The 22390-nt window shown below is 69.5% G+C and carries 19 protein-coding genes; 7 read left to right on the top strand and 12 right to left on the bottom strand.

What is annotated here, in order from left to right; all coding sequences use genetic code 11:
- The 4 genes from AB4Z01_RS29830 to edd all read left to right on the top strand — a co-directional run.
- On the top strand, positions 1-2295 hold a 2295-nt coding region (locus AB4Z01_RS29830; RefSeq protein ID WP_441699787.1), incomplete at its 5' end, for an ATP-dependent Clp protease ATP-binding subunit.
- Positions 2296-2653: 358 nt separating this feature from the next.
- The gene (gene zwf / locus AB4Z01_RS29835) at positions 2654-4132 is read left to right on the top strand and encodes a glucose-6-phosphate dehydrogenase (RefSeq protein WP_441699789.1); all 1479 of its coding nucleotides are present in this window, start codon (positions 2654-2656) and stop codon (positions 4130-4132) included.
- 3 nt (positions 4133-4135) lie between these two features.
- Positions 4136-4834: a 6-phosphogluconolactonase gene (pgl, locus tag AB4Z01_RS29840; protein ID WP_441699791.1), complete on the top strand. Its 699-nt coding sequence runs from the start codon at positions 4136-4138 to the stop codon at positions 4832-4834.
- A gap of 128 nt (positions 4835-4962) precedes the next feature.
- Positions 4963-6774 carry a phosphogluconate dehydratase gene (gene edd, locus AB4Z01_RS29845; protein ID WP_441699793.1) on the top strand — a complete coding sequence of 604 codons (1812 nt, stop codon included), beginning with the start codon at positions 4963-4965 and terminating at the stop codon, positions 6772-6774.
- Positions 6775-6893: 119 nt separating this feature from the next.
- Here the strand turns inward: edd and AB4Z01_RS29850 are convergent, their stop codons facing one another.
- A complete protein-coding gene (locus AB4Z01_RS29850; protein WP_441699795.1) occupies positions 6894-7985 on the bottom strand; it encodes a YeiH family protein in 1092 nt (363 codons plus the stop codon).
- Positions 7986-8171: 186 nt separating this feature from the next.
- Here AB4Z01_RS29850 and AB4Z01_RS29855 point away from each other — a divergent pair, with 186 nt between their 5' ends.
- Positions 8172-8705 (top strand): NADPH-dependent FMN reductase, encoded by a 534-nt coding sequence (locus AB4Z01_RS29855; RefSeq protein WP_441699797.1) that lies wholly within the window; start codon positions 8172-8174, stop codon positions 8703-8705.
- 9 nt (positions 8706-8714) lie between these two features.
- Here the strand turns inward: AB4Z01_RS29855 and AB4Z01_RS29860 are convergent, their stop codons facing one another.
- The 8 genes from AB4Z01_RS29860 to AB4Z01_RS29895 all read right to left on the bottom strand — a co-directional run bounded on the left by AB4Z01_RS29860 (position 8715) and on the right by AB4Z01_RS29895 (position 16497).
- A complete protein-coding gene (locus AB4Z01_RS29860; RefSeq protein WP_441699798.1) occupies positions 8715-8993 on the bottom strand; it encodes a type II toxin-antitoxin system RelE/ParE family toxin in 279 nt (92 codons plus the stop codon).
- Positions 8990-9250, bottom strand: a complete 261-nt coding sequence (locus tag AB4Z01_RS29865) for a CopG family ribbon-helix-helix protein (RefSeq protein WP_441699800.1) — start codon at positions 9248-9250, stop codon at positions 8990-8992. Before AB4Z01_RS29865 ends, AB4Z01_RS29860 begins: the two co-directional genes overlap by 4 nt.
- A 60-nt stretch (positions 9251-9310) precedes the next feature.
- On the bottom strand, positions 9311-10903 hold the full coding sequence (locus AB4Z01_RS29870; protein WP_441699802.1) for a peptide chain release factor 3: 1593 nt from the start codon (positions 10901-10903) through the stop codon (positions 9311-9313).
- A 140-nt stretch (positions 10904-11043) separates the two neighbouring features.
- Entirely contained in the window at positions 11044-13089 is a 2046-nt protein-coding gene (locus tag AB4Z01_RS29875) for a M3 family metallopeptidase (RefSeq protein WP_441699804.1), read from the bottom strand.
- A 57-nt stretch (positions 13090-13146) separates the two neighbouring features.
- A complete protein-coding gene (locus AB4Z01_RS29880) occupies positions 13147-13485 on the bottom strand; it encodes a DUF1491 family protein (protein WP_441699806.1) in 339 nt (112 codons plus the stop codon).
- Positions 13486-13681: 196 nt separating this feature from the next.
- Complete coding sequence (locus AB4Z01_RS29885; RefSeq protein ID WP_441699808.1) at positions 13682-14911, bottom strand: SGNH/GDSL hydrolase family protein; 1230 nt, start codon at positions 14909-14911, stop codon at positions 13682-13684.
- 166 nt (positions 14912-15077) lie between these two features.
- The gene (locus AB4Z01_RS29890) at positions 15078-15410 is read right to left on the bottom strand and encodes a hypothetical protein (protein ID WP_441699809.1); all 333 of its coding nucleotides are present in this window, start codon (positions 15408-15410) and stop codon (positions 15078-15080) included.
- Between the two features lie 97 nt (positions 15411-15507).
- Positions 15508-16497 carry a zinc-dependent alcohol dehydrogenase family protein gene (locus tag AB4Z01_RS29895; protein WP_441699810.1) on the bottom strand — a complete coding sequence of 330 codons (990 nt, stop codon included), beginning with the start codon at positions 16495-16497 and terminating at the stop codon, positions 15508-15510.
- Between the two features lie 101 nt (positions 16498-16598).
- Between AB4Z01_RS29895 and AB4Z01_RS29900 the strand changes: the two genes are divergently transcribed.
- On the top strand, positions 16599-17483 hold the full coding sequence (locus AB4Z01_RS29900) for a LysR substrate-binding domain-containing protein (RefSeq protein WP_441699811.1): 885 nt from the start codon (positions 16599-16601) through the stop codon (positions 17481-17483).
- Between the two features lie 149 nt (positions 17484-17632).
- On the opposite strand, the gene AB4Z01_RS29905 is transcribed toward AB4Z01_RS29900, so the two are convergent.
- The gene (locus tag AB4Z01_RS29905; protein ID WP_441699813.1) at positions 17633-18757 is read right to left on the bottom strand and encodes a cytochrome P450; all 1125 of its coding nucleotides are present in this window, start codon (positions 18755-18757) and stop codon (positions 17633-17635) included.
- A 161-nt stretch (positions 18758-18918) separates the two neighbouring features.
- Between AB4Z01_RS29905 and AB4Z01_RS29910 the strand changes: the two genes are divergently transcribed.
- Entirely contained in the window at positions 18919-19866 is a 948-nt protein-coding gene (locus tag AB4Z01_RS29910) for a proline dehydrogenase family protein (protein ID WP_441699815.1), read from the top strand.
- Between the two features lie 6 nt (positions 19867-19872).
- Here AB4Z01_RS29910 and AB4Z01_RS29915 read toward each other — a convergent pair whose 3' ends face one another.
- Entirely contained in the window at positions 19873-21162 is a 1290-nt protein-coding gene (locus tag AB4Z01_RS29915) for an MFS transporter (protein ID WP_441699817.1), read from the bottom strand.
- A 170-nt stretch (positions 21163-21332) separates the two neighbouring features.
- Positions 21333-22370 carry an L-idonate 5-dehydrogenase gene (locus AB4Z01_RS29920; RefSeq protein WP_441699819.1) on the bottom strand — a complete coding sequence of 346 codons (1038 nt, stop codon included), beginning with the start codon at positions 22368-22370 and terminating at the stop codon, positions 21333-21335.
- Positions 22371-22390 lie beyond the last annotated feature (20 nt).

The raw sequence follows: 22390 nt of genomic DNA on the forward strand, positions 1-22390 counted from the left end.
GAGCACATGCTGCTGGGCCTGGCCCAGGTGCCGGAGAGCTTCGCCGGCAACGTCTTGCGCAAATACGGTCTGACCCCGCAGGCGCTGCGGCAGCAGACCGTGCGCACCGTCGGCACCGGGGCGGAGGAAGGGCGGGTCGAGGGCCCGTCGAACACGCCGCAGCTCGACAAGTACAGCCGTGACCTGACCGCTTTGGCGCGCGAAGGCAAGCTGGACCCCGTCATCGGCCGGTCGAAGGAGGTCGAGACCACGATCGAGATCCTGGCGCGGCGCAAGAAGAACAACCCGGTGCTGATCGGCGAGCCCGGCGTCGGCAAGACCGCGATCGTCGAGGGGCTGGCGCAGCGCATCGTCAACAACGAGGTGCCGGACACGCTGCGCGACAAGCGGCTGGTCGAGCTCAGCGTCAACAGCCTGGTCGCCGGCTCGAAGTTCCGCGGCGAGTTCGAGGAGCGGGTCAAGCAGGTGATGGACGAGATCGCCGAGCACCGCGACGAGCTGCTGCTGTTCATCGACGAGGTCCACACCATCGTCGGCGCCGGCCAGGGCGGCGGCGAGGGCGGGCTGGATGTCGCCAACACCTTCAAGCCGGCGATGGCGCGCGGCGAGCTGAACCTGATCGGCGCCACCACGCTGAACGAGTACCAGAAGCACATCGAGAAGGACGCGGCGCTGGAGCGGCGCTTCCAGCCGGTCTTCGTCGCCGAGCCGACGGTGGAGCAGACGATCAACATCCTGCGCGGCCTGCGCGACCGGCTGGAGGGTCACCACAAGGTGACGATCCAGGACCAGGCCTTCGCCGCCGCGGCGGAGCTGTCGGACCGCTACGTCTCCGGCCGCTTCCTGCCGGACAAGGCGATCGACCTGATCGACCAGGCGGCGGCACGGGTGCATCTGTCGATCACCTCGCGCCCGGCCGAGATCCAGGAGCTGGAATCGGAGGTCGCCACGCTGAAGCGCGAGCACGCCTACGCCAATTCGCGCAAGCGCTTCGACCGGGCCAAGGCGTTCGAGGAGCAGGTTGCCGAGAAGGAGAAGACGCTGGCCGAGCTGACCGACGCGTGGAAACACCGCATCGGGTCCAGCACCGCCGAGGTCACGGTCGAGCACATCGCCGAGATCGTGTCGAAGCTGACCGGCATCCCGGTCACCGAGCTGACGGCCGAGGAGAAGGCCAAGCTGCTGCAGATGGAGGAGCGGCTGCACCGCCGGGTGATCGGACAGGAGGAGGCGATCCAGGCGGTCAGCGACGCCATTCGCCTGTCCCGCGCCGGGCTGCAGCACGGCCACCGGCCGATCGCCAACTTCCTGTTCCTGGGCCCGACCGGCGTCGGCAAGACCGAGCTGGCCAAGGCCCTGGCCGAGGTGGTGTTCGGCGACGAGGACGCGGTCATCCGCGTCGACATGAGCGAGTATATGGAGCGCCACGCCGTGTCCCGGATGATCGGCGCCCCGCCGGGCTATGTCGGCTATGACGAGGGCGGCCAGCTGACCGAGCGGGTGCGCCGCCGGCCCTACAGCGTGATCCTGCTCGACGAGATCGAGAAGGCGCATCCGGACGTCTACAACGTGCTGCTGCAGGTGTTCGACGACGGCCGGCTGACCGACGGCAAGGGCCGGGTGGTCGATTTCAGCAATTCGCTGATCATCGCCACCTCGAACCTCGCCTCCGACGTCATCATGGGGCGGCAGAGCCGGATCGGCTTCAACGCCAGCGCCGGCGGCGTCCGCGACGACGTGATGGGCGCGCTGCGCCAGCACTTCCGGCCGGAGTTTCTGAACCGGATCGACGAGATCATCATCTTCCACGCCCTGACCACCGATCAGATCAAGCAGATCATCCGGCTGCAGCTGGACGGGGTGATCGGCACCGCGCGGGGGCAGGATATCGAGCTGGTGATCGACGACACGCTGGTGGACCACCTGGCCGCCGAGGGCTACCAGCCCGAATACGGCGCCCGCGAGCTGCGGCGCCAGATCCGCCAGCTGGTGGAGACCCGGCTGGCCAAGGGCATGCTGAAGGGCGAGGTGAAGGAGGGCGACCGCGTCGTCTTCCGCTATGACAAGGGCGAGGTCAGCTACAAGGTCGGGGCGCCGAAGCCGGCCAAAGCGGCCAAGGCAGCCAAGGCAAAGGCCACGAAACCGGCGAAAGCGAAGCCGGTCAAGGCGCAGCCGGCTGGCAACGGCAAGGCGGCCCCGGCCAAGCGCGCCGCCCCGGCCAAGGGCAAGGCGGCGGCGACCGGCAAGGGCAGGGGATCGGCCAAGACCGGCCCGTCGCCGCGCACCCGCGGCTAGATCCTGGGATCGGTGCCGTAAGGCTAGGACCAGTTAGTGTCGCCTCTCCCGCCTGGCGGGAGAGGTCGGGCGTCCGAAGGACGACCGGGTGAGGGCTGGCCCGGGCCTCGACAAAGAGCCCTCACCCGGAGCCGCTTCGCGTCTCCGACCTCTCCCGCAAGCGGGAGAGGCAACGATTGTGTCGTTCACCAGGCAACTGCCCGTCTTTTGAGCAGGCGTGGGTGCGGCAAACCAGCCGCACCTGCGCCTGACTCAACCGACGCATGCGTCCAGCCGGCCCTCAGCCCGCATTTCCCTCTGGCACTTGCGGCCCCACCCGCCGATAACAGCCGCTCGATTTGGTCCGAGGGTTGGATACATGATCGCGCGCGTCATCGCCGTGGAGCCATTCGACATCGTCGTGTTCGGCGCGACGGGAGATTTGTCGCAGCGCAAGCTGCTGCCGGCGCTGTATGAGCGCGACAAGGCCGGCCAGGTGCCGCCGGGGGCGAGGATCATCGGCACGTCGCGGCGGCCGATGTCGGATGCCGAGTTCCGCGACTTCGCCCGCAAGGCGATCCTGGAGCACGTGCCGTCGGCGGAACAGGCCGGCACGGTGCTGGAGGATTTCCTGGCGCGGCTGTCCTACGTCCCGGTCGATGCGACGGCCCGCAAGGGCTGGCCGGACCTGGCCGAGGCGCTGCAGGGCAATGCCGACCGCATCCGCATCTTCTATCTCGCCACCTCGCCCGACCTGTTCGAGGAGATCTGCAGCCAGCTCGGCGAGCATGGGATGGTGACCCCCCGGGCGCGGGTGGTGGTCGAGAAGCCGATCGGCAAAGATCTGGAATCGGCCCGCGCCCTGAACGACGCCATCGGCCGCGTCTTCCTCGAGGAGTCGATCTACCGGATCGACCATTATCTCGGCAAGGAGACGGTGCAGAACCTGATGGCGCTGCGCTTCGCCAACGCCCTGTTCGAGCCGCTGTGGAACGCCTCGCATATCGACCATGTCCAGATTACCGTGGCCGAGAGCCTCGGGGTCGAGGGCCGCGCCGGATACTATGACGGCGCCGGCGCGCTGCGCGACATGGTGCAGAACCACATGCTGCAGCTGCTCTGCCTCGTCGCCATGGAGCCGCCGACCTCGATGGACGCGGATTCGCTGCGCGACGAGAAGCTGAAGGTGCTGAAGGCGCTGAAGCCGATCTCGGACGCCACGGTGAACAACATCACCGTGCGCGGCCAGTACCGCGCCGGCGCCTCGGCCGGCGGCGCCGTCCCCGGCTATCTCGACGAGCTCGGCAACCCGTCCAGCCACACCGAGACCTTCGTCGCGCTGAAGGCCGAGATCGAGAACTGGCGCTGGGCCAATGTCCCGTTCTATCTGCGCACCGGCAAGCGGCTGGCGGGGCGGATGTCGGAGATCGTGGTCACCTTCCGCGCCATCCCGCATTCGGTGTTCGACAGCTCGGCCGGCACCATCTCGCAGAACCACCTCGTGATCCGGCTGCAGCCGGACGAGGGTGTGAAGCTGTGGCTGATGATCAAGGATCCGGGGCCTGGCGGCATGCGCCTCCAGCACGTACCGCTGGACATGAGCTTCGCCGAAGCCTTCAACGTCCGCAACCCGGACGCCTATGAGCGGCTGGTGATGGATGTCGTGCGCGGCAACCAGAGCCTGTTCATGCGCCGCGACGAGGTCGAGCAGGCCTGGACCTGGGTCGACCCGATCATCGAGGCCTGGAAGGCGTCGAAGGAGCCGCCGAAGCCCTACACCGCCGGCACCTGGGGCCCGTCCGCCGCGATTGCCCTGATCGAGCGCGACGGCCGCACCTGGCATGAGGACGAGGACTGAGCCATGCCGATCGCGCGTCACGACTTCCCGACCAAGGAGGCGCTCGCCGATGCCCTCGCCGGGCATGTCGCCGACGCGCTGACGGCGCGGCTCTCCCGCTCCGATCGCGCCGCGCTCGCCGTTTCCGGTGGGCGCACCCCGACCCGGTTCTTCGAGGCGCTGTCGCAGAAGCCGGTCGAGTGGGCGCGGGTCGACGTGACCTTGGTCGACGAGCGCTGGGTGGGCGAGGCCTCGGAGCGCTCCAACGCGGCCCTGCTCCGGCAGCACCTGCTGCAGGGACCGGCCGCGACGGCCAATTTCGTGCCGCTGCATGTCGATACGCCTACGCCCGAGGATGGCGTGGGCCAGGTGACGGCGCGGATCGCCGCCCTGCCGCTGCCCTTCGCCGCGGTGGTGCTGGGCATGGGCGATGACGGGCACACCGCCTCCTTCTTCCCCGGCGGCGACCGGCTGGCCCAGGCGCTGGACCCGGCTGCAGGGCAGTTGCTGGAGACCATGCGGGCGCCCGCGGCGGGCGAGCCGCGCATCACCCTGACGCTGCCGGTCTTGCTCGCGGCGGACACTCTGTGCCTTCATGTCGAAGGGGCGGGCAAGCAGCGCGTCCTGGAGGCGGCCCTGGTGTGCGGTCCGGCCGAGGCGATGCCGATCCGTGCCGTGCTGACGCGGTCCGAGCGGCCGGTCGAGATCTTCTGGTGCCCGTAGAGGTACCGCCGCAAGGCTAAGAAAAAACTTCAATATAATGTGCTAACGTATTGATCATGGCGCATGATCGGGTCGGAGGGTGCTGTCTGGCCTGATCGGCGGCGAGACAGTGACCAAGGAGCCAGCCGATGGTGCAAGCCCGCATAGCCGAGGTGACCGAGCGGATCGCGCGGCGCAGCTACGACGCCCGGTCCGCCTATCTCGACCGCATCACAACGGCAGCGGAGGCCGGACCGGCCCGCCGGCGCCTGGGCTGCGCCAACTTCGCGCATGGCTTCGCCGCCTGCGGCATCGACAAGGGCGCGCTGCGCGAGGGCGAGGGCCCGAACCTGGCCATCGTCACCTCCTACAACGACATGCTGTCGGCGCATCAGCCCTTCGAGCGCTATCCGGACCTGATCCGGCAGGCGGCGCGGGCGGTCGGCGGCACCGCCCAGGTGGCGGGCGGCGTGCCGGCGATGTGCGACGGCGTCACCCAGGGCGAGGCGGGGATGGAGCTGTCGCTGTTCTCGCGCGACGTCATCGCCCTGTCGACCGCGGTCGCGCTGTCGCACCAGATGTTCGACGCCGCCGTGTTTCTCGGCGTCTGCGACAAGATCGTGCCCGGGCTGGTGATCGGCGCCCTGTCCTTCGGCCATCTGCCGGCGGTGTTCATCCCGGCCGGGCCGATGCCCTCGGGCCTGCCGAATGACGACAAGGCCAAGGCCCGGCAGCTCTATGCCGAGGGCAAGGTCGGGCGCGACGCGCTGCTGGAGGCCGAGGCGCAGTCCTATCACGGGCCGGGCACCTGCACCTTCTACGGCACGGCCAACACCAACCAGATGCTGATGGAGATCATGGGCCTGCATTTGCCGGGCTCGTCCTTCGTCAACCCGAACACGCCGCTGCGCGACGCCCTGACCGTCGCGGCGGCGAAGCGGGCGCTGGCGATCACGGCGCTGGGCAACGAGTTCGTGCCGGTCGGCCGGCTGATGGACGAGCGCGCGGTGGTCAACGGGGTGGTCGGGCTGCACGCCACCGGCGGGTCGACCAACCACACCATGCATCTGGTCGCCATGGCCGCTGCGGCCGGCATCACCTTGACCTGGGACGATTTCGCCGACCTTGCCGAGATCACGCCGCTGCTGTGCCGCGTCTATCCGAACGGCAAGGCGGACGTGAACCATTTCCACGCCGCCGGCGGCACCGGCTTCCTGATCCGCGAGCTGATCGGCGCCGGCCTCCTGCATGACGACGTCGCCACCATCTGGGGCGGCGGGCTGGACCGCTACACGGTCGAGCCGGGCCTCGACGAGAAGGGCGAGGTGGTGTGGCGCGACGCGGCGACGGCCAGCGGCGACACCGCGGTGCTGCGCGGCGCGGCCGAGCCGTTCCAGGCGACCGGCGGCCTGCGCGTGCTTGACGGTGATCTCGGCCGGGCGGTGATCAAGACCTCCGCCGTGGCGCCGGAGCGCCATGTGATCGAGGCGCCGGCCAGGATCTTCCATTCGCAGGAGGAGTTGCAGGCCGCGTTCCGCGCCGGGGCGCTGGACCACGACTTCATCGCCGTGGTCCGGTTCCAGGGCCCGAAGGCCAACGGCATGCCCGAGCTGCACAAGCTGATGCCGCCGCTGGGCGCGCTGCAGGACCGCGGCCGCAAGGTGGCGCTGGTCACCGACGGCCGCCTGTCCGGCGCCTCGGGCAAGGTGCCGGCGGCGATCCATGTGACGCCGGAGGCGGCGGTCGGCGGCCCGATCGCCAAGCTGCGCGACGGCGACATCCTGCGCATCGACGCGGTGACCGGCCGGCTCGAGATTCGCGACATCGACGCCGAGGAATGGGCCGCGCGGGAAGACGCCACGGCCGATCTGGCGCCGTCGCATGTCGGGGTCGGCCGCGAGCTGTTCGCCGCCTTCCGCCACGCCGCCGGCCGTGCCGACACGGGGGCGTCGATCTTCTGAGGCACCCCTGGCGCCATCATAGAGTCGTCATCCCCGCGAAAGCGGGGATCTCGTAACGCTTCGATCGGAAAGAGATTCCCGCTTTCGCGGGAATGACGATGAGAGGCGGATGTCCGGCCTCAGACAATCCCGAGCAGCCGGATCAGGCCGAAGCTGATGGCGCCCAGCACCAGCAGCGACAGGGTCACGGCCGCCGTGACCCGGCCGCCCGCCTTCGCCACGCTGAGCAGGTCGGTGCTGAGGCCCAGCGCGGCCATCGACAGCACGGTCAGCCCGGTCGCCGCCGTGGCGGCCGGGGCCAGCACCGCCTCGGGCAGCAGCCCGAAGGAGCGCAGCACGGCCAGCAGCAGGAAGCCGTCGATGAACCAGGGCACCAGCTTGTGCCACGGCATCCGGCCGGCGGTGGCGGCGGCACCGTCGGTCCGGCGGCGCGTGACCAGCGTCAGGACCAGGATCAACGGCCCGAGCATCAGCACGCGCACCAGCTTGACCAGGGTGCCGAGCTGCAGCGCGATCGCCCCGATCGGCGCCGTGGCGGCCAGCACCTGCGGCACGGCGTAGACGGTCAGCCCGGCCAGGACGCCATACTGCACCTCGCTGATATGGATCAGCGCCGGCAGGAAGGGCAGGCCCAGCACCACCAGCACGCCGAGCACCGCGGTGAAGGCGATCGAGGCCGCCACCTCCTTGCCGTCGGCGCCGATCACCGGGGCGACGGCGGCTATGGCGGAGTTGCCGCAGATCGAGTTGCCGCAGGCGACCAGCACGGCCATGCGGTGGGGCAGGCCGAGCATGCGGCCCATCCCATAGCTGGCGGCGATGGCGATCACGACCACGGCGGCGATGCCGACCAGCAACAGCGGGCCGGCGGATACGATCGCGCCAACGCTGACCGAGGCGCCAAGCAGGACGACGGCGATCTCCAGCAGCGTCTTGGCACTGAAGCTGATGCCCGGGGTCCAGCGCTGGCTCGGGCTCCAGACCGTGCGCACCAGGGCGCCGACCAGGATCGCCAGAACCAGCGCCTCCAGCCAGGCATGGCCGAACAGCCCGGCCTCGACTCGCTCCAGCCCCAGCGCCGCCAGGGTCACCGCGACGCACAGGAGCAGGCCGGGCAACAGCCGGCCGCCCGGGATCGACTCGAAGGCCGTCGTCAGACGGTTGGCCGGAGAGATGGAGAGGGAGGGCCGGAGCGGATCAACGATCGCCATGACAGTCTCGGATGCGGAACTGTCACAAACATGGACGCCGGCCTTCAACCGATCCAACGCATTCATTTGTTAAGATCGATCGATTTTGTCGATCGGTTTGTATTTTGAGCTGGTCGCGAAGGTGCCTGGAGGGCGGTGGCGGGACCGGCCTATGATCCTTTTGAGCCAAACAGCCGCGGTGACGCCGTGAAGATCTTCGCCATCTCCGGCAGCCTGCGCGCCGGCTCGACCAACACCGCCCTGCTGCAGGCTATGGCCGCCTTGGCGCCGGCCGGGGTCGAGGTGTCGCTCTATGGCGGCTTGGCCGATCTGCCGCATTTCAATCCCGACCTGGACCCAGAATCCATTCCGGCGGTGATCGACTTCCGGGCCAGGCTGGCGGCGGCCGACGCTGTGCTGATCTCCAGCCCGGAATACGCCCATGGCGTCGCGGGGGTGATGAAGAACGCGCTCGACTGGGTGGTGGCGACCGGGGAGTTCGTCGACAAGCCGGTGGCGCTGATCAACGCCTCGCCGCGCGCGCATCACGCCCAGGAGGCGCTGACCGAGACGCTGGTGGTGATGACCGCGCGGATGGTGCCCGAGGCCTCGATCGCGGTGCCGCTGCTCGGCCGCAAGCTCGCCGAGGGCGGCATGCTGGCCGATGCCGAGATCGCCGGTGCACTGAGTGGCGCAATCGCGGCCTTCGTCCGGGTAATCGAGACCGGGGCGGGGAGCTAAACCGCGGTATCACCGGTCCTCGCGTGTGTGCCACAGGCGCAGGATATGGATCCCGTCGGCATCGATCTCGTAGCGGATTTCATAGCGGCCGACGATGATCCGGCGAACTTCGCGCGGTGCGAACTCGTCGAGCTTCACCCCGATGCGAGGCTGCTGCGGAAGGCGACCCACGGCGTGGGCGAGCGCACGGACAGTCTCCGTGGCTGCCCGGGCATTCACGGGCGCCAGGAATTCGTGCAGCCGGACGAGGTCGGAGGTTGCCTTCCGGGTCCAGCTCAGCCGCATCATCGCGGCGCGGGCAGCGGGGTGTCCGTCTCCAGGCTGTCGGCCCAGGCCTGAATGGCCTGATGGTCGATCAGGTGGCCAGCATCGACATCGGCGAGAGCCTCGAGCGTCAGCCGCCTCCGCTCCTCCTCCTGCTCGACCCAGGCGGTCAGCGCTTGTTTCACGACCCAGCCACGCGACCGCTCCAGCCGGGTCGCCAACTCGTCCACCTTATCGGCCAGGGGCCGAGGGACATGGGCGGTGAGCACCTTAGTGTCCATCGGTTGTCGTCTCCTTCAATCATTCTGAATCATGCTGATTCAGAATGATTGGGTCAACCGTCAGGCCGTCTGCTCCTTGGTCTTGAGGAAGCGCAGCGCCGGGTTCTCCTTGGTCACCGTGTCGAGGTGCCAGGCGTTGCGGGCCAGAAAGACCGGAGAGCCGTCATGGTCTTCGGCCATGGCGCTGCGCAGCCCGTCCTGGAACGACTTCAGGGCGATCGCATCGTCCGACTCGACCCAGCGCGCGGTGTAGTAGGGCGCCGGCTCGAAATGCACCGGGATGCCGTATTCGGTGCGGATGCGGTCGGCCAGCACCTCGAACTGCAGCGCGCCGACCACGCCGACGATCCAGTTGGCGTCGAGCAGCGGCTTGAACACCCGGGCCGCGCCCTCCTCGGCCAGCTGCTCCAGCGCCCGGCCGAGATGCTTGGCCTTCATCGGGTCGTCCGGCCGCACCCGCTGCAGCAGCTCCGGCGCGAAGCTGGGGATGCCGGTGAAGCGCAGATCCTCGCCCTCGGTCAGCGCGTCGCCGATGCGCAGGTTGCCGTGGTTGGGGATGCCGACGATGTCGCCGGCCCAGGCCTCCTCCGCCAGCTCGCGGTCCTGGGCCAGGAACAGCACCGGGTTGTGCATGTTCATCAGCTTGCCGGAGCGGACATGCTTCAGCTTCATGCCGCGCTTGAAATGGCCGGAGGCGAGGCGGACGAAGGCGATGCGGTCGCGATGCTTCGGATCCATGTTGGCCTGGATCTTGAACACGAAGGCCGAGACGTTGTCCTCCGCCGGGTCCACCGTGCGGCCCGCCGTCGGCTGCGGCCGGGGCGAGGGGGCGAGCGCGCCGATCCCGTCCAGCAGCTCGCGCACGCCGAAATTGTTGACCGCGGAGCCGAAGAACACCGGCGTCTGATGGCCCTCGCGGAACATCTCCAGGTCGAATTCCGGGCATAGGGCGCGCGCCATCTCCACCTGCTCGCGCAGCGTCGCCACGGCGTCGGCCGGCAGCAGCGCGTCGAGCTTCGGGTCGTCCAGGCCGGTGCAGGTCTCGCCGAGCTCCGGCAGGGCGCCCTTGGCGCCCTTGGCCATCAGCACCAGCCGGTCGTGGAACAGGTCGTAGCAGCCCAGGAAGCCGCGGCCGCTGCCGATCGGCCAGGTCGCCGGGGTGACATGCAGCTGCAGCTCCTGCTCGATCTGGTCGAGCAGGTCGAAGGGATCGCGGCTCTCGCGGTCCATCTTGTTGATGAAGGTCGTGATCGGCACGTTCCGCATGCGGCAGACCTCGAACAGCTTGCGGGTCTGCTCCTCGATGCCCTTGGCCGCGTCGATCACCATCACCGCGCTGTCGACCGCCGTCAGGGTCCTGTAGGTGTCCTCCGAGAAATCCTCGTGGCCCGGCGTGTCCAGCAGGTTGAAGGTGTGGTTGTCGTAGTCATAGGTCATCACCGAGGCGGTGACCGAGATGCCGCGCTCGCGCTCCACCTTCATCCAGTCCGACCGGGCCCGGCGCTGGTCGCCGCGGGCCTTGACCGCGCCCGCCATCTGGATGGCCCCGCCGAACAGCAGCAGCTTTTCGGTCAGGGTGGTCTTGCCGGCGTCGGGGTGAGCGATGATCGCGAAGGTGCGGCGGCGCTCGATCGGGTCGATGTTCGAAGGCATGGTCGTGACAATGACATTCGTAAGTGTCATTGCCGGGCCTGACCCGGCAATCCAGAGGATGTCGACAACTTCTGGATGCCCGGGTCAAGCCCGGGCATGACAGGGAGGGAGAAAGGGCGAACCGCTGGGTCAGCGAACCGCTACATCAGCCCGTCCCGCCGCAGCAGCGCGTCCGGGTCCGGCTCGCGGCCGCGGAAGCGCTTGTACAGCTCCATCGGGTGCTCGGTGCCGCCGCGCTCGAGGACGTTCTCCTTGAAGCTGCGCGCGGTCTCCGGGTCGAACAGGCCCTTCTCACGGAACAGCTCGAAGGCGTCGGCGTCCAGCACCTCCGCCCATTTGTAGCTGTAGTAGCCGGCGGCATAGCCGCCGCCGAAGATGTGGCTGAAGCCGGAGGAGGTGTTGGCCTCCGGCACCGGCGGCAGCACCTGGGTGCGGGCCATGGCGCTGCGCTCGAACTCCGGCACCGAGCCGATCACGGTCGGGTCGCCGTCGTGCCAGGCCATGTCGAGCAGGGCGAAGGCGGTCTGGCGCAGCGACTGCCAGCCGGCCATGAAGCGGGCGCTGTCGCGGATCTTCTGCACCAGGTCGGCCGGCAGGCTCTCGCCGGTGCGGTAGTGCTTGGCGAACAGGTCCAGCCCGTCCTTCTCCTGCACCCAGTTCTCGAAGATCTGCGACGGCAGCTCGACGAAGTCCCAATACACGTTGGTGCCGCCGAGCGAGCGGTAGGTGCAGCGCGACAGCAAGCCGTGCAGGGCGTGGCCCATCTCGTGGAAGAAGGTCCGCACCTCGTCGTAGGACAGCAGCGAGGGGCGGTCCGCCGTCGGTTTGGTGAAGTTGCAGACAATGGCGACATGCGGCCGCTTGATGCCGTCGGCATACAGGCCCTGGTCGCGATAGGTGGTCATCCAGGCGCCGTTGCGCTTCGAGGCGCGCGGGAAGAAGTCGGCGTAGAACAGGCCGACATAGCGGTCCTCGGCCTCGTCATAGACCTCATAGGCCTTCACGTCCGGATGCCAGACCGGATAGGCGTCGGACGGGCGGAACACCAGGCCGTACAGCCGCCGGCAGTGTTCGAACACGCCGTCGATCACCTGGCTCAGCGGGAAATACGGGCGCAGCGCCTCCTCGTCGAAGTCGAAGCGGTGCTGCTTCAGCTTCTCGGAATAATAGCCGACGTCCCAGGGCTGCAGCGGCGACGGCCCACCCAGGGTCGTGGCATGGGCCTGGATGTCGGCCAGGTCGCGCTCCGCCGCCGGCTTCGAGGCGGCCAGCAGCCGGTCAAGGAAGGCGTGCACTGAGGCCGGCGTCTCCGCCATCCGCTTCTCCAGCACGAAGGCGGCATGGGTCGGATAGCCCAGCAGCTTGGCGCGCTGGAAGCGCAAAGCCGCGATCTCCTTGACCAGCGGCTGGTTGTCGAACTCGCCGCCGAAGGCGCGGGCGTTGAAGGCGCGCCACAGCCGCTCGCGCAGCTCGCGGCCGTCGGCATAGGTCATGAACGGGACATAGCTCGGCGCGTCGAGCGTGAACACCCAGGCTTCGGCCCGGCCGCGCTCCTCCGCCGCCAGCTTGGCGGCCTTGACCGCGCCCTCGGGCAGGCCGGCGAGGTCGGCCTCGTCCTCGATCCACAGCGTGAAGGCGTTGGTCGCCTTCAGGACGTTGTGCTGGAAGTCGGGGGTCAGCTTGGCCAGCCGCTCGTCGATCGACCGCAGCTCGCCCTTCTCATTGTCCGACAGCAGGGCGCCGTTGCGGACGAAGCCGCTATAGGTGTCGTCCAGCAGCCGCGCCTTCTCGCCCTTGAGATCGAGCGTCTGCCGCTTGTCCCACACCGCCTTGACCCTGGCGAAGACCCGCGGGTCGAGCGACACGTCGGAGGAGAAGTTGGCGCTCTTCGCGCCGAAATCGGCGGCCAGCGCCTGCAGCTCGTCCGAGGTCTTGGCCGAGAGCTGGTTGTAGAACACCGAGGAGACGCGGTCGACCTCCTGGCCGGCCTGCTCCAGCGCCACGATGGTGTTCTCGAAATCCGCTGCCGGGTTGGCCAGGATCCCCTCGATCCGGCCCTTGGCCTCGGCGATCGCATGGTCCAGCGCCGGCAGATAGTGCTCGACCTGAATGCGGTCGAACGGCACCGCCTGGTCCTGCAGCGGCGAGGGCACGATCAGCGGATTGTCGGAAGATTGCGAGTCCATGCGGCCGGTGGTGTCCATTGGCTAGCGGGCGGGGGAGGGCGGCAGGGCCCCGGTGTCTCAGAGGACCTTGCCCTCGAAAGGGTGGCGGCCCTCGCGGTCCTCGATCTCGACCACCCACAGGTCGGGATCGCGCTGGACCGCACGGGCAATATAGGCATCGGCCTCGGCCTCTGCCAGGAGCTCGCCGCCCTTGGCCGGCAGCCATGCGAGGGCGCCGTCCAGGTCACGCGACTGGCTCAGCACCCGGCAGCCCGGGGCGCCCAGGTTGAGCTTCAGGATCAGCAGCCCGGCCCGCGGGTCGCCCTTGCGGACGACATAGGTGGATATGGCCTGCTGCCCCAGCTGCCGCAGATGGGCCTGGACCCAGAGCTCGGTCGGAAGACGATCAGTCGACATGGGGCAGGGTATAGCAGAGACGGGCGTGGATTGGGCGTGGGACCGACCGTGCCATCCCGCAACTGTCATCGCCGGGCTTGACCCGGCGATCCAGGGGCCGCCCGGAGCGGCATCGAGATCTCCTGGATGCCCGGGTCAAGCCCGGGCATGACAGTTTGAGGGAGCGGCTGAAGGCCGATACGTCCGCGGCCAGGCTCTACTTGAACAGCCCCAGATCCACCGAATTCGCCATCGCCTCATAGCCGGCGGCGTTCGGGTGCAGGTGGTCGCCGACATCGAACTCCGCCTTCACCTTCGACGGCTGGGCCGGGTCGCGCACCACGGAATCGAAGTCGACCACCGCGTCGCAGCCTTTGCCGGTGCGGATCCACTGGTTCACCGCCTGGCGCTTGGTCTCGCCCTCGGCGTTGTAGTAGCCGGCGAAGACCGTGCCTTCATAGGGCGTCAGCGTGGCGCAATAGGCCTTCAGCCCGGCGCCATGGGCACGGGTCACCAGCTGGCGCAGCCCGCCGATGATCTCGTCGGCCGACACCGCCTGCTCGGGCAGGCCGGCCGAGCCGGAATGGCCGATGTCGTTGATCCCCTCCATGATCACCACCCAGCGCACGCCGGGCACCGACAGCACGTCGCGGTCGAAGCGCGACAGCGCGCTGGGGCCGAACAGCTGTTCCGGCAGGTCATGCAGGATGCGGTTGCCGCTGATGCCGGAATTGACCACGCCGACCGCAGGCCCGCCGGCTTTTGCCAGCCGCTCCGCCAGGATGTCCGGCCAGCGCCGGTTGGCGTTGTCGCCGGAGCCGTAGCCGTCGGTGATCGAATCGCCGAGCGTCACCACCGTGCCGCCCGCCGCCGCCACCTCCACCCGCGACAGCAGGATGCGCATGGTCGATTCGGTCGCGTCCGGCAGGGTCGGCGCCGTTGTGCTGTCGCCGGCGATCGAGACCCAGGCGGTCTGCACCCCGAGCGGATGCACCACCGACGGGCCGGTCCAGCGCGACACGAACAGGCTGATCGACAGGCTGTCGAGCGGCGAGACCGTGAGGTCGATCGGATCGGAAATCGCGGGCGCGCCGGGCGGCACGGTGATCGAGGTCGCGCCGCCGAAGGTCAAAGGCTTGCTGCTGGCCGGGTCGATCGACCCCCGGGCGTTGCCGGGCCGGGCGATGGTGGCGGCGCCGATCACCACCGGCTGGGTGCCGGTCTCGTTGGTGAAGCGCACCCGGACCTTGCTGCCGCCGGCGCTGATCCGCACCAGCTGGCGGATGGTGGCATTGTTCAGCTCCGGCCCGACCGGAAAGGCCGGGCTGGCGCCCCAGCTGCCGATCCAGCTGTCCTGCGCCGAAGCAGGCCCTGCCAGGCCTGCGAGGCCCGCCAGCAGCACGGCGGCGGCCAGCCAGGACCGGCCGATTGCGTTGCATCGGATCATTCGGCTTTTCCTCCCGCTGCGGCCGCCAAGGGATTCGGCGGCCCGCCGGACCGTGCCGGCGATGGAGTATGAGGAACGAAAGCCTGCCGGGGCAACGCCGGGCGGAGATGAAAGCGGGCGTGGAGAGTCTCCACGCCCGGCGATCACTCCCCCCGGATCTTTGGCGTCAGCGGAAGCGCCGCAGCGCCGCCACCTGGTGCGAGGCGTCCTCGCCGTCGGCCAGCTTCTCCAGCAGGCCATACAGGCGGTCCATCTCCTGCCGGGTCAGCGGCGTGGTGCCCATCGGCCCGGTATAGGTCTCGCGCCGCCGGTCGACCGGCAGGTTCATCGATTTCCAGCAGGCGATCGCACCGGTGGCCGAATCACGGGCCAGGAAGTTGCAGCCGCTGCGGAAGTAGTCCGTCTCCCAGGGATCGAGCGGCTGTTCCAGACGCTCAAGGTAGCGGCGGGCCCAGTCGGTGGTCATCCGGGCAGGCGGAGGCTGTTCGATAGTGCGCATGATCAATCCCCGAACTGATCGAAGGTTTCGGTCGATATCCCGGGGACGGTAGATCCTTGCGCGTTAATGGATCGTGATTGAGCCGATCACGGTCCTATCAGATCGTGACCACGATCTTTCCGATCTGCTGGTTGGATTCGAGGTAGCGGGTCGCCTCGACGATCTGGTCGAGCGCGAAAACCCGGTCGATCAGCGGCTTCAACGACCCGTCGGTCAGCCCCTCGACGATGAAGCGCTTGGCGCGGTCCAGCTTGGCCGGGTCGCGGACGATCTCCTTGTACTGGTAGCCCTTGAAGGTCAGCCCCTTGACCAGGGCCGGGAACAGCGGGAAGGGCGTCGGCTCCGGGCTCAGCGCGCCGTATTCGATCAGGATGCCGCCCTGGCCCAGCGCCTCGGCCAGCGCGTCGAAAGACGGGCCGGCGACCGGGTCGAACACCGCCCGCACCCCGGCGCCGCCGGTGATCGCCTTGGCCCGGGCCGCGAGGTCCTCTTCCTCGGTGACGATGACATGGGCGGCGCCCGCATCGCGCAGTGCCGCGGCTTTGGCGGCGGTGCGGGTGGCGGCGATCGACGTCGCGCCGACCCGATTGGCGATCTGGATCGCAGCCAGGCCGACGCTGCTGGAGGCGGCGGTGATCAGCACCGAATCGCCTCTACCGAGCCCGGCGATCTCGATCAGCGCGCCGTAGGCGGTGACGTATTGCATCCAGACCGCTGCCGCCTCGGTCCAGGACAGGTTGGCCGGATGCTTGATCGTCGCCTCGGCCGGGACATTGGCGACCTCGCCATAGGTGCCCCAGCGGGTGATCGACAGCGGCGGCACGATGCTGACCGCGTCGCCGACGGCGAAGCCGGTGACGCCGGCGCCCAGCGCCTCGATCACGCCCGCGGCCTCGTAGCCCAGCCGGGCCGGAAAGTCCGGCGATTCCGGGTAGTAGCCGATGCGGAACATCGATTCGGCGCGGTTCAGGCCCAGCGCCTTGACCCGCAGGCGGATCTCGCCGGGGGCGGGTGGCGGAACCTCGACCTCTTCGATGCGAAGGACCTCGGGGCCGCCGAGCTCGTGGATGCGGACGATGCGGGCCATGTCGGGCTCCTGTGAACGGGACGCCCTATCGATATGATTGTTACCGAGATCGTGATAAATATCGGGTTCGTCGCGACACTCGGAACCATGGGTTTCCAATCATGGATCGGCTCACCAGCATGGCGGTGTTCGTCCGCGCGGTCGAAGCCGGCTCCTTCGCCGCCGCGGCCGAGGTGCTCGGCCTGTCCGCGCCGATGGTCGGCAAGCACATCCGCTTCCTCGAGGATCGCCTCGGCGCCCGGCTGCTGGCCCGCACCACGCGGCGGCAGAGCCTGACCGAGGTCGGCCGCGCCTTCTACGAGAGCTGCCGCAACGTGCTGGCCGAGGCCGAGGCGGCGGAGGCGCTGGCCCAGGATCTGCGCGCCGTGCCGCGCGGCCGGCTGCGGGTCAACGCACCGGTCGCCTTCGGCGCGCATGAGCTGATGCCGATGGTGGCGCGCTACCTGCGGGCGAATCCGGAGGTCAGCATCGAGGTGACGCTGAGCGACCGCATCGTCGATCTGGTGGAAGAGGGATACGAGGCGGTGATCCGGATCGCGCCGCTGCCCGATTCCAGCCTGATCGCCCGCCGGCTGCGGCCGTACCGCCTGGTTGCCTGCGCCGCGCCCACCTATCTCGCCGAACGCGGCGCGCCGGCGCGGCCGGAGGATCTGGGGAGCCATGAGTGCCTCGGCTTCGCCCATTGGGAGCCGCGCGGCCTGCTGCAGTTCACCGGCCCCGACGGGGTCTTGCATTCGGTTCCTGTCGGCGGGCGGTTCTCGGTCAACAGCGGCCAGGCGCTGCGCAGCGCGGCACTGGAAGGCCTCGGCATCATCCTGCAGCCGGAGGGTTTGCTGCGCGACGACATCGCCGCCGGGCGGCTGGTGCGGGTGCTGCCGGGCTACGACCCGCCCTCACGGCCGATGCACATCCTGTTCGCCCCCGACCGCCGCCCGACCCCGAAGCTGCGCAGCTTCATCGACGCGGTGGTCGAGGCCTTCGGGTAGGTCGTTCAAGTGAATGCGCGGTCCTCTGCAGCCCAAACCTGTCATGCCCGGGCTTGACCCGGGCATCCAGGAAATGTCGAGGCAGCTCTGGGTGGCCCCTGGATCGCCGGGTCAAGCCCGGCGATGACAAAGGGGGACGGAGCCAGGGCTCACGAGAACCGCGGAACCCGGACGTTCGGCAACGGCCGGTATCCCACCGGCCGCTCCGGCCAGTCCGGGAGCCGGTCGAGCAGGGCGTCGAGACCGGCCACGGCGATCGCGGCGGCGATGGCGTCGCCCGGGCAGGCGTGGCGGCCGTGGCCGAAGGTCAGCAGGCGCCGGTCGGGCCGGGCGGGATCGAAGCGGTCCGGGTCGGGATTCAGTGCAGGGTCGCGGTTGGCCGCGGCGATGACGACCAGGATCGCGTCGCCCGCGCGCAAAGACTGGCCGGCGATCACCGTTTCCTCGGCGACGAACCGGCGGGTGTTCTGGGCCGGCGGGTCACAGCGTAACACCTCCTGCATCAGCCCGGGCAAGGATGCGCGGTCGGCTGCTGCCGCGCGGCGCAGCTCCGGCCGGGCGCCCAGGGCGGCGACGGCGTTGCCGAGCAGCCCGGCGCCGGCGTCATGGGCCTGGAACAGGAAGCCGACGGCGTTGGCCGTGACCACGGCGGGATCGATGCCGCCCTCGCGATCCGCTGCATCGTGCAGCCGTCGAGCCAAGCCGCCTCCGGCAGAATCGATCAGCGCCTCGGTCAGGTCGACCATCGCCGTCGCTGCTTCGTGGCCACGCCCGATGGCCTCGGCCGTGGCGCCGGGGGTGATGGCGGCGACCACGTCACGCATCCGGCCGGCGACCTCGGGCAGCCGGTCGAAGCCCAGCAGCGCGCCGACGACATGCATCGGCAGGGCGAACAGGAAGGCGTCGAGCCCGGCGCGATCGGCCGCCAGGCTGGCCGACCAGCGCCGCGCCTCGGCCATGACGGTCTCGGCCGGGACATCCAGCGCCGACGCCACCGCCCGCTTGGCCCGGGCCTGGGCGTCGCCATCGGTCATCCGCACCAGCCGGCCGAACAGGTCACCGACGGCGCCGCCCCGCAGTGGCGGCGGTACCGGCTCGGCCGGCGGGCGGACCCGGCAGGCGGGGCTGGACAGCACCGCCATGGCGGTCTCGGCACCGGCCGCGACCCACAGGCCCAGCGCCTCGTCACGGTGGAAGGGCCGCTGCCGCAGCGTCGCGTAGTAAGGGTACGGATCGGGATGGGTGACGGCGGCGACGGGATCGGTTGGCTGCATGATCGGCCTCGGCTGTCGGCGACGCAGCCATCATAGCGGCAGAAGGGCGGAGGCGGGCCGGGCGATGCTTCGGCATCGGTCGAAGCATGGCCGCGCGGCCGCCTGGACACCGCCGGCCGCTCCGATATCGTTCCGGCAGGATCGATGGTGGAGGGAATCGGATGCGGCGGGCGTGGCAGACGGGGATGATCGCGCTGGCCCGGTCTCCGAAAATCAAGCGCTGGGCGCAGGAAAAGGGACTCGCCGCCGGCTTGGTCGGGCGCTATGTCGCCGGGCCGGATGCGGAGGCCGGGATTGCCCGCGCCAAGTCCCTGCTCGGCCAGGGCATCCGCAGTTCGCTGTTCTATCTCGGCGAATATGTCGACCGGCCGGAGTTGGTGGCCGAGAACGTCGCCCAGGAGCGGAAGGTCGCCGATCTGCTGGGCCGGGCGGGGATCGAGGTTCATGTCTCGGTCGATCCGACCCAGATTGGCCACAGCCTCGACCCGGCGCTGGCACGCCGCAACGGCCTGGCGGTGGCCGAGGCGATCGCCGCCGTACCGGGCGACGCGCCGCGGCTGATGATGATCGACATGGAGGACCGAACGGTGGTCGATCCGGCCATCGCGCTGCACGACGCGTTGACGGCCGCCGGCCTGCCGGTCGGCATCACGCTGCAGGCGTATCTGCGCCGGACCGAGGTGGATCTGCGGGAGCGGATCCGCCAGGGCGCCGCGGTGCGGCTGGTCAAGGGCGCCTTCGCCGCCGGCCGCGAGCACGCCTTCGTGTCGCAGGACGAGATCAAGGCGAATCACCGCCGCCTGATCGGCCTGATGCTGTCGCGCGAGGCCCGGGAGGCCGGCTTTCGTCCGGTGATCGCCACCCATGACGACCGGCTGCAGGACCATGCGGTGGCGCAGGCCGAGGCTGCGGGCTGGTCTCGCGGCGAGTACGAGTTCGAGATGCTGTACGGCGTCCGCAGCGCCCTGGCCGAGCGGCGCGTGCGGGAGGGCCACCGGGTCCGAGTCTACCTGCCGTTCGGCCGCGACTGGTGGCCCTATGCCATCCGCCGGATCGGCGAGAATCCGCGCAACGCCTGGCTGCTGGCGCGGTCGCTGATCGGCGGGTGAGGGGGCCTACTCGGCCCCCTCGACCGCGATCCCGCCGGTGCGACCGCGCGGCTCGCGGATGAAGACCAGCGAGGCCACGGCGCCGAGCACGGCCAGGCCGCCGGCCAGCACGAAGGCGCTGGTGTAGACGCCGCCGGTCGCCTGGATGATGAAGCCGGTCACCGCCGGCCCGATGATGCCGGCGAGATTGGCCAGGAAGTGGATGAAGCCGCCGACGCCGCCGACATTCTCGCCGCGCACCGCGTCCTGGATCACCGCCCAGTAGATCGAGCCGGTCAGGTACAGGCCGAAGATCGACACCGACATCAGCGCCACCGCGCTGCTGACATCGGCCACCTCGCCGGCCAGGGCGACGCCCACGGCGGCGACGCCGAGCCCGCCGATCAGCACCAGCTTGCGCGACAGCAGCGCCCGGCCGGTCAGCCGGAAGATGCGGTCGGAGACGAAGCCGCCCAGCGCCAGGCCCAGGAAGCCGAGCAGCCAGGGGATCACCGTGGCCAGGCTCATATCCTTGATGCTGAGCTTGTGCACCTCGGTCAGGTAGCTCGGGAACCAGGTCAGGAAGAAGAACAGCACGTAGTTGTAGGTGAAGAAGGCGAAGGCGGTGGCCAGCACGATCGGCTGCCGCAGGTAATAGCCCAGGCCGTGGGCCGGCAGCCGGGCAGCGGCGTCGATCTCGGCCTGACCCTCCTCGATCAGCCGGCGCTCGGCGTCGCTGATCCGCGGATGCTGGGCCGGCCGGTCGGTCGACATCCGCACCCAGAACACCAGCCAGACGAAGCCCAGCAGCATGATGATGACGAAGGCCAGGCGCCAGCCGAAGGCCAGCGCCAGGTAGCCGACGATCGGGCCGGCCACGGCGCCGCCCAGCGGTGTGCCGGAATTGACGATGCCGATCGCCGTCGCCGCCTCGCGCCGTGGGAACCAGTTGCTGACGGTCTTGCTCATGGTCGAGCTCAGCGGCCCTTCGCCGACGCCGAACAGCACGCGCAGCACGATCATCGAGACGAAGCCGGTGGCCGCAGCGGTCAAGCCGCAGAACAGCGACCACATGCCCATGGCGCCGGTGAACACCGCCTTCGGCCCGATCCGGTCGGACAGCCAGCCGCCGATGAAGTTGAACACGGCGTAGCCGGCGAAGAAGCTGCTGAAGATCACGCCCATCTGGGCGTGGTCGAGGCCGAGGTCCTGCTGGATCAGCGGTGCCGCGATCGACAGCGCCGAGCGGTCGAGATAGTTGATCATGCCGGCGATGAACAGCAGGCCGACGATCAGCCAGCGAACGCTTTTGAACATGGGTTTCCTTCCGCGTGCGGGGCGGTGACGGCTCACACCCGGCGAGCCTATGAAGGGATCGTCATTGCGACCCCGGCCTTGAGCCGGGGGAAGCAATCCAGGGCCGCTCGAGCGGAAGCATGGATTGCTTCGTCGGCTTCGCCTCCTCGCAATGACGGCTCTCTTCGATATCAAAGATCCAGGAGGTGGACCTTCATCGACTGGTTGCGGTCGAGCGCGACCTGGAAGGCCTGGTCCGCGTCGCGGATCGGGAAGCGGTGGGTCATCAAGGGCCTCAGGTCGATCCGCTTGCCGGCGATCATCTCGACCGCCAGCGCGTATTCCTCGGCGAAACGGAAGGAGCCGCGATATTCCAGTTCCTTCGACATCACCAGGTTGGCCGAGACCGGCGACTGGCCGGCGGGCATGTTGCCGAGCTGGACCACCCGGCCGCGGGCGCGGGCGGCGCGCAGCGCGGTGTCCAGCCCGGCCGGGGCGCCCGAGGCCTCGATCGTCACGCCGAAGCGGCCGCGGTTCCGGCTCCACGCCGCGATGCGGTCCTCGTCGCGGCCGTCGACCGCCTCGTCGGCGCCGAGGCCCAGCGCCGTCTCGCGCGCCTTCTCGGCCAGGTCGACCACGGTGATGCGGCGGGCGCCGGCCTGGCGCGCCACCAGCAGCACCAGCGCGCCGATCGGGCCGCAGCCGACGATCAGCACCTCCTCGCCCAAGAGCGGCCCGGCACGGCGGACGGCGTGCAGCGACACCGCCAGCGGCTCGGCCATCGAGGCTTCGGCGAAGCTGACATGCTCCGGCACCGGCACGCATTGCCGCGCCRGCACGACCAGGTATTCGCGGAAGGCGCCCTGCATGTGCGGGAAGATCGAGGCGCTGCCCAGGAACCGCATGTTCAGGCACTGGTTCTCCAGCCCGGCCATGCAGTAGTCGCAGCGGCCGCAGGACCGGCTGGGGTTGACCGCGACCGGCTGGCCGATGGCCAAGCCCTCGACGTCGGGCGCCACCTCCGCCACCTCCCCGGCCATCTCATGGCCCAGGATCAGCGGCTCGCGCAGGTGGAAGTCGCCGGTCTTGCCCTTGGAATAGTAGGCCAGGTCGGAGCCGCAGATGCCGCCGGCGCGGAACCGCACCTTGACCTCGCCGGCGGCGAGCGGCGGCGGCTCGCGGTCCTCGATCCGCAGATCCTTCGCTTGGTGCAGCACGGCGGCGAACATGGCGATCTCCTGAAGCGATG

Origin of the sequence: Inquilinus sp. YAF38, assembly GCF_052113205.1 — a bacterium.
Taxonomy (GTDB): Bacteria; Pseudomonadota; Alphaproteobacteria; order DSM-16000; family Inquilinaceae; genus Inquilinus.